At 58.7% G+C, this 13,635-nt stretch carries 12 protein-coding genes; 1 reads left to right on the top strand and 11 read right to left on the bottom strand.

Annotated features, from left to right (window positions below; genetic code table 11):
- Positions 1-2 precede the first annotated feature (2 nt).
- Complete coding sequence (locus ACJ8PE_RS20585) at positions 3-746, bottom strand: SDR family oxidoreductase (RefSeq protein ID WP_197792875.1); 744 nt, start codon at positions 744-746, stop codon at positions 3-5.
- A 110-nt stretch (positions 747-856) separates the two neighbouring features.
- Here ACJ8PE_RS20585 and ACJ8PE_RS20580 point away from each other — a divergent pair, with 110 nt between their 5' ends.
- Positions 857-1,750, top strand: a complete 894-nt coding sequence (locus ACJ8PE_RS20580; protein WP_099783203.1) for a LysR family transcriptional regulator — start codon at positions 857-859, stop codon at positions 1,748-1,750.
- A gap of 29 nt (positions 1,751-1,779) precedes the next feature.
- Here ACJ8PE_RS20580 and ACJ8PE_RS20575 read toward each other — a convergent pair whose 3' ends face one another.
- The 10 genes from ACJ8PE_RS20575 to ACJ8PE_RS20530 all read right to left on the bottom strand — a co-directional run bounded on the left by ACJ8PE_RS20575 (position 1,780) and on the right by ACJ8PE_RS20530 (position 13,607).
- The gene (locus tag ACJ8PE_RS20575; RefSeq protein ID WP_099782964.1) at positions 1,780-2,364 is read right to left on the bottom strand and encodes a LysE family transporter; all 585 of its coding nucleotides are present in this window, start codon (positions 2,362-2,364) and stop codon (positions 1,780-1,782) included.
- A 237-nt stretch (positions 2,365-2,601) separates the two neighbouring features.
- Positions 2,602-3,906, bottom strand: a complete 1,305-nt coding sequence (locus tag ACJ8PE_RS20570) for a c-type cytochrome (RefSeq protein WP_197760564.1) — start codon at positions 3,904-3,906, stop codon at positions 2,602-2,604.
- An 11-nt stretch (positions 3,907-3,917) separates the two neighbouring features.
- On the bottom strand, positions 3,918-4,376 hold the full coding sequence (locus tag ACJ8PE_RS20565) for a (2Fe-2S)-binding protein (protein WP_033650458.1): 459 nt from the start codon (positions 4,374-4,376) through the stop codon (positions 3,918-3,920).
- Positions 4,376-6,598: a xanthine dehydrogenase family protein molybdopterin-binding subunit gene (locus tag ACJ8PE_RS20560; RefSeq protein WP_197794424.1), complete on the bottom strand. Its 2,223-nt coding sequence runs from the start codon at positions 6,596-6,598 to the stop codon at positions 4,376-4,378. The genes ACJ8PE_RS20565 and ACJ8PE_RS20560 overlap by 1 nt, the downstream gene beginning before the upstream one ends.
- Before the next feature lie 201 nt (positions 6,599-6,799).
- Positions 6,800-7,624: a M55 family metallopeptidase gene (locus ACJ8PE_RS20555; RefSeq protein ID WP_197792877.1), complete on the bottom strand. Its 825-nt coding sequence runs from the start codon at positions 7,622-7,624 to the stop codon at positions 6,800-6,802.
- Positions 7,625-7,639: 15 nt separating this feature from the next.
- Complete coding sequence (locus ACJ8PE_RS20550) at positions 7,640-8,695, bottom strand: P1 family peptidase (protein WP_197792878.1); 1,056 nt, start codon at positions 8,693-8,695, stop codon at positions 7,640-7,642.
- Between the two features lie 172 nt (positions 8,696-8,867).
- Positions 8,868-10,967, bottom strand: a complete 2,100-nt coding sequence (locus ACJ8PE_RS20545) for a peptidase domain-containing ABC transporter (protein ID WP_197792879.1) — start codon at positions 10,965-10,967, stop codon at positions 8,868-8,870.
- Positions 10,960-12,234 carry an HlyD family secretion protein gene (locus ACJ8PE_RS20540; protein WP_197792880.1) on the bottom strand — a complete coding sequence of 425 codons (1,275 nt, stop codon included), beginning with the start codon at positions 12,232-12,234 and terminating at the stop codon, positions 10,960-10,962. The genes ACJ8PE_RS20545 and ACJ8PE_RS20540 overlap by 8 nt, the downstream gene beginning before the upstream one ends.
- A 100-nt stretch (positions 12,235-12,334) precedes the next feature.
- On the bottom strand, positions 12,335-13,411 hold the full coding sequence (locus ACJ8PE_RS20535; RefSeq protein ID WP_232099388.1) for a TcdA/TcdB catalytic glycosyltransferase domain-containing protein: 1,077 nt from the start codon (positions 13,409-13,411) through the stop codon (positions 12,335-12,337).
- Positions 13,374-13,607: a TcdA/TcdB catalytic glycosyltransferase domain-containing protein gene (locus ACJ8PE_RS20530; RefSeq protein WP_232099389.1), complete on the bottom strand. Its 234-nt coding sequence runs from the start codon at positions 13,605-13,607 to the stop codon at positions 13,374-13,376. Before ACJ8PE_RS20530 ends, ACJ8PE_RS20535 begins: the two co-directional genes overlap by 38 nt.
- Positions 13,608-13,635 lie beyond the last annotated feature (28 nt).

Raw genomic sequence — 13,635 nt, 5'->3', positions numbered from 1 at the left:
ATTTAAAACTCCTGCACGGTCGGCCTGATGACAATCTCACTCACGTCCACATCCGAAGGCTGCTCGATCGCATAGGCGATGGCGCGCGCGATGGCATCGACAGAAATTGCCTGGCTCTGGTAGAGTTCGCCGACGGCCTGCAAACTTTCCGCGTGCGAACTGCCCTGTTTCAGTTCGGTGTCGATCAGGCCGGGGGCGATCGTCGTGGTTCTGATCTTCCCGCCGACTTCGTGACGCAAACCTTCGGCGATCGCGCTGACCGCGAATTTGGTGCCGCTATAGACCGTGCCGCCGGGGCTGAACACCTTCTTGCCGGCAATGGAGGAAATGGTGATGTAATGACCGAATTGCTGCTTTTCGAACAGCGGCAAGGTTGCCGCGATGCCGTACAGCACGCCTTTCACATTGATATCGATCATCCGTTCCCATTCATCGACCTTTACGGCACTCAGCGGTGCGATTGCCATCAGCCCCGCGTTGTTGACCAGGACATCAATCTTGCCAAACTGCCTGACGGCCTGGGCGATCATCGCTTCGACCTCCTGGCGCTTCGTCACATCCACCTGCAGCGCCAACGCGGTGCCGCCGTCGCCAACGATTTGCCGAACCAGCGCATCAAGACGATCTTTCCTGCGCGCCGCCACCACCACCGTCGCCCCTTGCGCGGCCAGATGTAATGCGGTCGCCTCGCCCAGCCCGCTGCTGGCGCCGGTAATCACCACCACTTTGCCTGAAATACGGTTCATTTCTCGTTCCTCTTGTTAGGGTCAGTGCGAATACTTTATCCGCCGTTTCCGCCCGGTAAATGGAAGTGTTATGCTTTGAGAATTCCATTTTTTGGAACAAAGAGGTCAACATGCAAAACAGACAAGAAGCCTTGCGCATTTTCTGCGCCGCCGCCGAGGAGATGAACTTTAAACACACGGCGACCAGGCTCGGCATTTCCCCGCAAAAAGTGACCCGAGCCATCAAAGAGCTCGAGTCGGTGCTCGGTGAGCAGCTGTTCCACCGCAATACCCGCAGCGTGAAGATCACGGATTTCGGCCTCGGTTTTCTTGAGCAGGCCAAAACGGCGATGGATCAGTTGAACAGGCTGTTTCAGCCGCAGGGGAAAGCGGCGGAAGATCTCGGCGGCGTGGTGCGCATTACGGCGCCGCATACCTATGGCAGCGAGGTCGTCATGCCGATACTGGCGGAATTCGCGCGCCAGTATCCTGCGATTACGATCGAGTTCCACCTGTCGAATATCCACAGCGATCTGGTCGAAGAAAGAATTGATATCGGCATTCGCATCGGCTTTCTGCACGACCAAACCTGTATCGTTCGCCAGCCCAGAACCATGCCTTTCCATCTGGTTGCCTCGCCGACGCTGCTCGATCGCCTGCCGCCGCCGGAGCAGGTAGACCAACTCGCCCATCTGCCGATTGTCGCGCTGGTGAACCGCAAGACCGGGCGCTACTGGCCCTGGGAATTTAGCCAAAAACGTTATCTCTACCCGAAGTCCGCCGCCTTCGTCACCGACACGCCCGATATAGAGCGTAAAGCGGTGCTCGCCGGTTTAGGCTTTGGCCAACTGGCCGGGTATTTGGTTGAAAAACACCTCGCTGCGGGTGAGCTGGTAGCCGTTCTGCCGGGCGACGCCCCGCCGCCCTGGCCGGTCAACCTCTATCATACGCATCAGCACGCCTGCCCGGCGCGCGTGCGCGTGGTCTTTGATTATCTTTTCAATCAATTAAGCCAGGGCGATTAACCGCGGCTCACCTACAGACCCCGAACAGCTTAAATAATCATTTTGCAGGCGAAATAGATCAGCACGGCGGCCATGGTTATATTCACCGCTTTGAAGTGCCTCAGATAAGCTTTTTTGAGAAACGCCCCTGCGACCGCCCAGGTCAGCGTGCCCAAACACGCTATCAATGCTGTGACCAGGCATGCCCCTAAAATGAACAACAGGCCGCTACCGACCGGAATGATAAAAGCGGAAATGGCCGTTATGGTGAACAGTATGATTTTTACATTGATAACCTGAAGAACAAAACCGCTAAGAAAACCATAACCGTTTTCGCGTTGTTCCTCGTCAAAACGGCTGCTGGTGGCAATTTTATACGCAAGCCAGACCAGATAAATAAATCCCAGTCCTCTTAAAAAAACGACAGCCGCCGGAAAGGTGAGCAAGATCCAGGAGGTCAATGCCCCCGTGACCAACATGGTCACGCCCATTCCGGCGCCTATTCCCAATAAAAAGGGGGCACTGCGCCTAAGACCGAGCGCCATGACCGATGCCAACGCAACGATATTGTTGGGGCCGGGCGTGAAGGCAGTTGCAAAAGTGTATGAAACCAAATCGATCATATTCCCTGTCATACCCGCCTCTTTGCATTCGGTTATTTTCTTTATGCACGTGCATAAATGCGCACAACGTTCATGCTGAGAAAAACAGAAAGCGAGAGGGAGAGATAGAATGAAATTGCGCCTTCACGTATGACGTCGATCCTTCTATGCAGAAAGAATAAACTGCTCTGTCCTGTTTTATAAAAAAAGCGGCAATATCCGCGATATCGCCGCCTTTATCCTGCTCGCCGCCGTGGCGGCCGCGATGCGCTACTGCTTGCGCTGCTCCGCCACCTGCTTGGCGGTGACGTTGCCCTGCTTATCGCCGAAGTGGCCGACCACGAAGTTGGCGACCGCCGCCACTTCCTCGTCGGAATACGCGCTGCCGAACGCCGGCATCATCTCATGCCGCTCGCCGACGATGATGCTTGTCCCCTTCAGGATGGCCTGCACCACGCTGCGCCCCTGCGGATCGTTCACCGCCGTGCTGCCGACCAGCGACGCGTACTCGCTCTGGCGGCCCGGCCCGTTCCACTGGTGGCAGCCGCTGCAGTCGTTGGCGAACACCCGGCGCCCGAGCGAGCTGTCTTGCCCGCCCGGCAGGATCGGCGTGGAAGCCCCCGCACCCTTCGGCTGCAGGTTCACCGCCGCGGCGTCGTCCCCGGCGATCGGCTCGATATCGCGCAGGTATTTCACCAGCGCCAGATTATCTTCCGGCGTCAGGAACTGCAGGCTGTTTTCCACCGCTTCCGCCATCGGGCCGGCGGCGCTGCTGCGCCCCGGCGCATGACCGGTGGCCAGATATTGCGACAGCTGCTGGTCGCTCCAGCCGCCGATGCCGGTTTGTTTGTCCGGCGTGATGTTGGCGGCGAACCAGCCCTGCACCACTTCACCGCTCAGGTGCTTGCTCTGGTTAAGGCCGAACCCCAGATTGCGCGGCGTATGGCACTCGCCGCAGTGGCCGAGCGCCGTCGCCAGATAGGCGCCGCGGTTCCACTGTTCATCCTTGTTGAGATCCGGCGCGAAGCGCTGCTCCTGGAAGAACGCCAGGTTCCAGAATTTCATGCCCCAACGCTGGTTGAACGGGAACGACAGATCGTTTTGCGGATTGGCCTGTTTCACCGGCGGCAGGCTGAACAGATAATCCTTGATCGCCAGCACGTCGTCGCGGCTCAGCCCGGTGTACGAGGTGTACGGCATCGCCGGGTACAGGTTGCCCTGCGGGCCGATGCCCTCACGCACCGCGCGCACGAACTGATCGTCGCTCCAGTTGCCGATGCCGGTCTCCTTGTCGGCGGTGATGTTGGTGCCGTAAATGGTGCCGAACGGCAGCTTAAAGGCGAAGCCGCCCGCATAAGGCGCGCCGCCCGGCGCGGTATGGCACGCCACACAGTCGGCGGCGCGCGCCAGGTACTCGCCGCGCGCCAGTTTATCGGTCATGCCGGCCGGCGCCCCGGCGATCGGCGCCGCAGGCTCCGCGCCGGCAGGCCGCAGCAGCGTGTACAGCACGTATCCTCCCGCCAACACCACCACGGCGATAATCAGCCATAACAGCCCTTTCAAGGCGTTGCTCATCGCATCTCTCCCTAACCCAACGCCTTGGCGGCCTGGTGGATGGCGGCGCGAATGCGCACATAGGTGGCACAGCGGCAGACGTTGCCGCCCATCGCCGCGTCAATGTCCGCATCGCTCGGGTTTTTGCTCTGGGCCAGCAGCGCGCTGGCGCTCATGATCTGGCCGGACTGGCAGTAACCGCACTGCACCACGTCCAGGTTGAGCCAGGCTTCCTGCACCGCCTTGCCTTCCGGCGTGGCGCCGACGGCTTCGATGGTGGTGATTTTCTTGCCGGCGGCGGCGGAGACCGGCGTCATGCACGAACGCACCGGCACGCCGTCCAGATGCACGGTGCAAGCGCCGCACATGGCGATGCCGCAGCCGAACTTGGTGCCGGTCAGGCCGGCTTCGTCACGCAAAAACCACAGCAGCGGCATGTGCGGATCGCCCTCAAAGGTCAGCGGCTGCTCGTTTACGGTTAAATGAATCATCAGGTTCTCTCCTTGTCAGACGCCGGATTCGCAGTGGGATTATGCAGCGGCAGGCTCAGCGAGGCGCGAGGCCGCCCGAGCAGCGCCAGCGCGTTGCCGACCGCCGGAGCGATGGTCGGCACCCCCAGTTCGCCCACGCCGGTCGGTTTCTCGGTCGAGGGCACGATGATCACCTCAACCTCCGGCATCTCATTGATGCGCAGCGGGCGGAAATTATTGAAGTTGGACTGTTCGACCACGCCGTCTTTCAGCGTGATATTGCCGTACAGCGCCAGGTTCAGGCCGTAGCCGATGCCGCCTTCGATCTGCGCACGGATCACGTCGGGGTTCACCGCCACGCCGCAGTCCACCGCGCACCACACCTTGTGCACTTTCGGGATGCCGCCTTCGCCGATCGATACCTCGGCCACCTGCGCCACATAGGTATCGAACGCCTTGGCGACGCCCACGCCGCGCGCGCGTCCGTCCACCACCTTGGCGCCCTGCCAATCAGCGGCTTTGGCCACCGCCCGCAGCACGCCCGCCGCGCGCGGCGCGTCGCCCATCAGCGCCAGCCGCCCTTCCACCGGATCCTGCCCGGTTTCCTGCAGCAGTTGATCGATAAAGCTCTCTACCGCGTGGCCAGTGTGGGTGCTGGCGACCGACCGCAGCGAGGTGGTCGGCACCTTGCCGGGCACGATATGCGCATCGCAGCGGAAGGCTTCGAAGGTATAAGGCACCTCGCTGGCGCCCTCGACCATCATCTGATCGAGGCCGTTGACCACCAGCGCATCCATCGCGCTGTGGCGCGTCCAGGAGTGTCCGACTACGGTATCGGTCCAGCCCACCACCTTGCCGCCGCGAATGGCGCCGCGCAGGCGATGCAGGATCATCGGGCGATACCACCCGTTGCGGATGTCGTCCTCGCGCGTCCATACCACCTTCACGCCGTGGCCGGGGCCGATGCCCTTGGCGGCCGCCGCCATGTCGGCCGCCAGATCCGGCCCCAGCGTCGGGTTGCCCAGATCGATACGCCGGCCGAAGCTGCCGCCCGCCAGAATGGTTTCAATCTGCACCTTCTCCGGCGGCAGCTCGAACAGATCGCACAGCTGCTTGTGGTCGAGCGTCTGGATTTGGCAGCCGTAGCGCGCCTTGACGCTCTCGCCGTCCCAGAACAGATAGCCGTCCAGCGGCTCCATCGGCGCGTGAGCGACGTAGGGGAAGGTGTATTCGGCCTCGATCACCTTATCGGCCTTGTCGAACACCTCGTCCGGCTTACCGAGACTCTTCGCCACTACGCCGGTTTTCTGCGCCACCTGGCGGAATTCGGCGTAGATTTCCTCGGTGTTGCGTCGCTCCGCCTGCGCATCGTCCCAGGTGACCCTAAGCCGATCCCGCCCCTGGATCGCCGCCCAGGTATTTTTGGCGTAAACCGCCACGCCGGTGGCAACCTGTTTCACCGCCACCACGCCCGGCACCGCCAACGCACGTTCGGCGTCGAACGTCGCCACCTTGCCGCCGAAGCGCGGCGGTTTCTTGATGGTGACGGTCAGCATGTCCGGCTCGTGGATATCCTGCGAGAACTGCGCGCTGCCGTTGGTTTTCGCCAGTGAATCGACGCGGTGCAAACCGCGCGTTTTGCCGATCAGGGTGAAATTGGTCGGATCCTTCAGCGCCAGGCTGGCGGGATCGGGCGGCGGCAGCGTGGCGGCCAACTCGGCGAACTCGCCGAAGCCCGCTTCGCGCCCGCTGGCGGCATGGCGGATCTTGCCCGCCTGCACGGTGATTTCCTGCGCCGAGGTTTTCCAGCTCTGTGCGGCGGCCTGCACCAGCAGCGCGCGCGCCATGGCGCCCATGCGCCGCATCTGTTCATAGGCGTTGGCCACCGAACTGGATCCGCCGGTGCCCTGGAAGCCGAACGCCAGGTTCTTGTAGACGGCGGTGTCCACCGGCGCGGCCACGACCCGCACCTGCGCCCAGTCGGCGTCGAGCTCTTCGGCGACCAGCGTCGCCATGCCGGTATAGACCCCCTGGCCCACTTCGGTGTGTTTACTGATGACGGTGACGATGCCGTCGGCGCCGATCTGGACGAAGGCGTTGGCGTCAAACGCCGTCGCGCCGGCGGCGGCCGGGGCGTTCGAGCGCGCCAGCGCACCGGTGGACGGCAGATAGGCGCCGATCACCAACGCCCCGGCGCCGACGATAAACCGCCGCCGCGAAAGCGGAACTTGGGATATGCTCATTGCTCATGACTCCAAAAAAACCGAAGGCGTCACTGCCTTCGGCGAAACAGCGCTAATTATGGGAATGGCTTGCCGCGCCGGTCAGGTGACATAGCACAACAGAGCAATAATTAGCGTAGCCTATTATCCAGTAGGCTTAATGTTGAAGAGGGATTTTCTATTGGAGAATCGTGCGGTGCGGGCGGAAACCCGCACCGGGGGTCAGCTCTGCGTCGTCGCCAGATAGGAGAAGACGCTGAGCAGGCGGATTGGCGCCGCCATGTTGTCGCTGTCGAAGGCCACGGTGAGCGCATCCTGGCGCTCCACGCCGGGCACCAGGCTGAACAGATCCGCCAGCACCGGTTTGGCCGCCATCAGCGTCAGCCGGTAAGGCGGCATAAAACGGCGCTCCACCGGCAGTCTGGCGCCCTGGCGCACCTGTTGCATCGCGCGCTCGCGGATCTCGGCGCGCTCCCGCTGTGGGCTGAGTGATTCGGCGGCGGTTTGCGAGAGGGCGCGCTTCACGCAAACATAGCCGGATTGCGGATAACGTTCAGCGATCCAGCGTTGCAGCTCGTCGTCACCGCTCACCAGCCACAGCGGCACGTTTAATTCGGCCGCCGCCGCCGCATACAGATCGCTTTCGCCTACCGCCTCGCCGTTCAGGCTGACACGGTAAAAGGCCCGGCCGTTGATGGTATGCGCCAGCACGCCGCGCTCGCCGGCGGCGCTGTGATAACCGATAAACATCAGGCCGTCGTAACGTTGATGCTGCAGCCCTTCCACCATCGACAGCCCGCGCGGTTTGCCCTGCACCAGGCGCGCCCGCGCATCGATGCGTTCGGCGCGCAGGTTCTGCATCATCGCGTGGCTGTCGGCCACCGTCACCTCGGTGGCGCCGCCGGCAAAAGCGCCGTCGATGGCGGCGTTGACCTCCTGCTCCATCAGCTCGCGCGCCGCCGCATAGTCGGCGTGGGCCGGGTTGCACTGCTCCGGCCGCATCACGCCGGCGATCCCCTCGATATCCGCAGAGATAAAGACTTTCACATCAGGCTCCTGTATTTAATTTGCCGCCAGCCGATCGAGCAGCGGGCCCAGCGCCACGCGCGCATGCTGCTCGAAGCCGCTGATGCCTTCGGCGCTGAGCAACGCATCCAGCACCGCGTATTCGGTGGCGTCCGCCGCCGCCGCGAACAGCGGCTCCAGCCGTTCGTCCGGCAGCGTCGCCCCCAGCAACCGAGTGGAGAACGCCAGCGCGATGTCGCCGGAGCCGTGCCCCCAATGGCTGCCCACCCGCCCCAGGCCCGCGCCCGCGCGGCGGGCGATGCGGTTCAGCTGGCGGCTGTCCAGCGCCCGATCGCAGGCGATGATGATGATGACCGAACCGGCGTCCACCTGCGGCGGCGGATCCGCCAACAGCTTGCCCAGCGCCTGGCCGACGCGCACGCCGCTCAGCGTCAGCGAGTCGAGAGTGCCGAAGTTGGCCAACACCAGCACGCCGAGCGTGGTGCCGAGCCCCGGGCAATAGCGCGAGGCGGTGCCGATGCCCCCTTTCAAGCCGAAACTGCTCATGCCGCGCCCGGCGCCGACGCTACCGCGCGCAAAGCGGGTGGAATGGTTATCCAGCGCGCTGAAGACGTGCTCCTCACGCACCGCCATCGCCTGAATATCGTTGAGGTAGCCGTCGTTGCACTCCAGCACCAGCGGGTTGATGGTGGCGCTGCCGCGGCCGATCTGCGGATAGCGCCGGCAGCTGCGCCGCACCATGGCGTTGAACAGCGTGCCGACCGCGAAGGTGTTGCTCAGCAGGATAGGCGTTTGCAGCACCCCCAGTTCGTTCAGCTGCACCAGCCCCAGCGGCTTGGCGAAGCCGTTGAGCACCGCGCTGCCGCACGGCAGCGGCTGGTTGAACAGATCGCCCGGCGGCACGATGGCGGTGACGCCGGTCTGGCATTCGCCGTCGGCCAGCGTGTGATGCCCGACGCTGACGCCCGGCACGTCGCACAGGGTGTCGGTCGGGCCGGCCGGATAACGCGCGCCCGGCAGGCGGCGGTGGCGCCGCCAATAGCTCAGCAGATTATCGAGGCTTTGTTGTTCAAATGCCTGGCTGTCTGTCATGGTTCCCTCATCCGCCGTTAGCCCATCAGAAAACCAGAATATCGCGCAATGCGCCGCGCCGTAAATTGAAAGCGGAATCGAGCAGCAAAAATAGCCTTGCCCCATCGCCACTTATTGGGTTTTTAGGGAGAAAAGCAATGTAAATGGCTTGTGGCACGGGTGATATCCCCCCTTATCCAAGATGGATAACCCGATCTGCCGACGCAATGGTCGTTTCACGGTGGGCAATGATCAGCTTAGTGATATTGAGTCTCTTAATTGCCTGATTCACGGCAGCTTCGCTCTCCTTATCCAGTGCACTGGTGGCCTCATCCAGGAACAAAATAGCCGGTTTCTTGTAGATTGCCCGGGCTATGAATAGCCGTTGTTTTTGCCCGCCGGACAATCCCTCCCCCAACTCGCCGATCGGGGTTTCATACCCCATCGGCATGCGCATGATCACCTCATGCAGATAGCTGGCACGGGCACAGGCTTCCATCCAGGCATCATCCATCTCGTCCGCGAACCCGCAGATATTTTCGCGGATTGAGCCGGAGAACAGTTTGTCGTCCTGCATCACGCAGGCAATCATTTTGTGGTAGTTGTTGATGCCGAGCTGCCGGATATCAACGCCGCTCACCTCAACCCGCCCTGAAGCCGGGGTAAACAGTCCGCACAACACCTTCATCAGCGTGGTTTTGCCGGCGCCGGACGGGCCCACGATGGCCACGCTTTCGCCCGGCGCAACGCTGATGTCCAGGCCATCAAAGATAGCCGGTGACTGGCTGTCGTAACGATAGCTCAGGGCATGGGTCGTCAATCCCAAAGGTTGCAGGCCCGCCGTGTAAGGGTGATCGGGTTTACGCTCCTCCCGCGGATGCAGGGCGATATCGGCAATGCGCTCGTTATGCAGGCTCATCATGCGCAGCTGCAGCAAAAATTCCGTCAGCGACCCGATGCGGTCGGAGAACTGCCCCCGAAAGGCGCCGAACGCCACGAACATGCCGAGGGTCATCTGGTTATCGATCACCAGGCTGGTTCCCAACCACAGAATGACGATCTGGTCACACGCCGCTATGAAGGTGTTGATCCCGCCAAACAGCATGTCCATTCGGGTGACGCGGATCCCCGTGTTGATGGTGTCGATTTCAAGGTTTAGCCAGTGAGCGATGCGGCGTTCTGCCATGCCCTGCATCTTGACGGTAGCGATACCGTACAGCGTTTCCATAAAATACGAGCCGGCCCGAGCCTCTCTCACCAGCGCCTCCTCGGACAGCTGACGGTAATAGCCGTAGGTCAGCAGTCGCATCAACACATAAAGCGCAGTGAAAGTGAGCACTACCCAGGTCAGCCAGCCGCCATACAGCGCCATCATCACCAGCACACCGATCACCATGATGCCGTCCATGATGGCGCCGACGATGCTGGTGGTGAAAGTGCTGCGCAGCGTATCCAGTGAACCGAAGCGTGACTGAATGTCCCCCAGCTTACGACGTTCAAAGTAACCGAGTGGCAGGCGCAGCAGATGGGTGAACAACCCGGACTGCCACTGAACGTTGATAAGCGTCGCCATGACCAATCCTGACCATGCCCGCACCATGCCGATGGCGGCCCGCAACAAGATAAACAGCATCAATCCGGCGCAGATGAGCGACAGTAACCCGCGATCTCCGGCAGGAATAGCGTGATCCATCACCAGCTGCGTGCCGATGGGCATCACCAGGTTGACGGTTTCGAATACCAGGGACAGGCAAAAGATTTTGCCGAGCGCCCCCTTGAGGCCATGCACGCTGCCGATCAGCGTGCGAAGATGAATGCGATGACGGACGCTGTCGGCGGTGAATTCGCTGCCAGGCCAGGCCTCAAGCGCTACGCCGGTGAAACTGTGCGACAGTTCCGTCAGGCTGACGGCCCGGCGCCCGCGCGCCGGATCATGCAGCACTGCGCGGTGGCCTTTGACGCTGACCAGCACCACAAAATGGTTGAATTCCCAGTGCAGAATGCAGGGCAGTTTTAGCGCGCCGAGTTCGTCCAGATCCAGAGACAGGGGACGGGTGCTCAACCCCAATTGCTCGGCGATACCGGTCAGTCCAACCAGCGTTGCACCGCGGGTTGACAGGTTGAACTGCCGGCGCAGCGCGATCAGGTCGATATTTTTGCCGTAATAACCGCAGATCATCGCCAGACAGGCCAGCCCGCATTCCGACGACTCGGTCTGGTGCACCATCGAAACCCGGTGGCGCAACCGCAGATCCAGTTGGCTGACCCGTTGTTTGAATGTGGCCCTACTCATTGACTGGCCCCGTCGCGCTGTGTTTCATGTCGTAGAACGGCGACAGCATCCATTTATAAATCTTCCTTTTTTCCAGAAACAGGGGGCTTTGCGCTTTCATGCCGTTTTCCAGGCTCAGACGTTTACCGTCATAGGCAATGGCCTGTTTCTCCGGCATGACGATCACCTTGTAGTACGGCACGGCGGCGGTCAGCGCCGCTTTGGGCGCTCCCTGATAGGTCAGCATTTCCTGCGGCGAGGCCGGGGCTTTGGAGATGACGGCCACCGTACCGGCAAACTGGCCAAATTTCTCCGCCGGAAAAGCGTCATAGCGCACATTGACCTTATCGCCGGCGGCGATGTAGGGGATAGCGTCGTTGGGCACCCACAGTACCAGGGCATAGCGATCGATGTTTTGCGGGATAATCTGCAGCAGACTGTCGCCGACGTTGACCATTTGGCCAACCGTGACGCTCAGCGAATCGATACGGCCGCCGGCCAGCGCGCGAACGATAATATCGCCAGTGGCATCTATGTTTTGCCGCTCCTTTTGCAGCTCGTAGCGCTGCAGCTCCATCTGGTAAATCTGGTTGTCGAATTCGGCAGCCTGGATATGGATCTGGCTTTCCAGCGCGGTGATCTGCAGCGCATTCTGTTCGTTCTGGCCGGACAGGCCCAGCAGGTTGTTCTGCTGCTGGTAATACAGCGCCACCTGGTTGGTAAGCTGGTCCTTATTGATCAGCCCCTTGGTCTGATAGTGCCGGTAGTTCTCCATGTTTTCCTTCATGATGCGTGTCCCTTCCTGGGCGCGTTTGAGGATATCGGTGGAACGGGTGAATGCGGCGGTGTATTGCGCCTTCTGTTGTTCCAGCATGATAAGCGTGGCCAGCTTGCTGCTTTCCAGTCGGTTGATGATTTGCGCAATGCGTGCCAGCTGGCCATCGATATCCCGGCGCTGATTGTCGCTGATCACACCGCTACGGGTACTCTTGCTGACGTCGATCTGGTAAATGGGGGCACCAGCGGCAATCACCTGCCCTTCGGTGACGAATTGCTTGACCACTATCCCCTGGACGACGGAATAAACGTTGGCGGCGCGCGGATAAGTGCTGATCTCACCGGTCACGTTGACCCGCCGGGTATAGGTACCGGCGATCGCGAAGGTGAGAAAGGCGATGAAGAAAAACAGGCAGAGCCCTGTCGTGCCCCAAACGGGAATACCGGGTAGCAGGAGCGCCCTGCCACGCCATTTCATTTTCTGATTCTCGATCGCTTCCTGGCGAAACATGAGCAGCGTCCCTTAGTGAAGTATAATGACAAAACTCACACGCTATTAGATTGGCAATAATCCATCGAAACTTAAACCACCTTGCGTCCAAAGCTATTTTTTATTTTCTCCATGTGGAATAGACGCCATCAGGTGTATCTATGTTGTGTTGAAATAATGCAATTCCAAAATCAGCATTTTGCATGTACTCGGCTATAACATGTGGCTCAACTGAATATTCAATATTGAATACTTTATAAGCCAACCCCAATAAAACCTCGACAATCAATCCCGGACCAGTTAAGACCTGAGTCACACAATAGTCCCTTGTTGTTAACTCGGTTCTCCATGTTAAAAGCCTGGTCAGATAACACTTGGGCTTGTCATCAACGTAACAATCAAATATGCAATTGCTTTTTTCCAAAAAGCGATACCTTTTCTTCATGGTTCTAAGGATGATCCTTATCGCTTTTGATTTTTGATGAGAAGATATGAAATTATTAAAATAAACACCTTTAAATCTTCTGAGTGATCCTAACGCCAATAAATTTTTATGAACGTATGTTTCACCCAATGGCAGTATCATATCCAAAGAAAAACCAGAGAGGTCCTGTTCGACAAGCTGTTTTATTTTTTCAAATCCAACAGCATCTACTCCTAACTCATTTTCATCGCAGCCGATCACTGCTGCAGGCCATAGCTCTTCTGAATTTGTCTTTTTTAAAAAACACACGGTCTTAAATAATAGAAACGAGTTACTCTCGATAATGCCCTCATCTTCTATATGTTTATTTAATCCATGATATATGCTGTCAGTATATGGGAGTGTATCAACATCTACATAAGTCCCGCCATATTGGTAGATAATTAAAAGCCGGACTATGTCGCTTGCACTGGCAAGATTACACCTTAATATAATCTCATAATAATAATATCTCATGAAATCATCGAAACCATTGCAAAAAAGCTCCGTTATACATTTTTTTGTAAAACCTCTACTTTCAAACCATGCGTCTTCAATCGCTTTTGGCGGTTTCTGATAAGGAATTTCATTTTTAATTAAGAATTCAACAATCAGTTCATCAAAAGAAAAGCCCTCCATTATCTTTGGGTATATATAATTAAAGGCGTGATTTTTTATTTTCAATTCAACCTTAAATTTATTTTTTTTCGGCGTTGACGAAATCGCGTATGGCATTGTTTAGCAAATGACACAGTGAAGCGTCTTTGTCATACCAAAAGAATATCTGCTTATCTTTATTCGTCTTTTTCCATATATCGACATAATGAGTATTTACTTCATTTAAGTCACCAATCCATATAAAGTGCAAGATATTTGGAACGGATGGCTTTTCTGTCTTTGATAAATCCACACCCAATATCTGATGGCTCATTTAAATCACCACGCAAAATATAGTATAA

Origin of the sequence: Serratia sp. CY74737, assembly GCF_052166775.1 — a bacterium.
Classification (GTDB): domain Bacteria; phylum Pseudomonadota; class Gammaproteobacteria; order Enterobacterales; family Enterobacteriaceae; genus Serratia; species Serratia ureilytica.
Note: the sequence above shows the minus strand (reverse complement) of the source record. Positions and strands in the feature narration are given on the sequence as shown.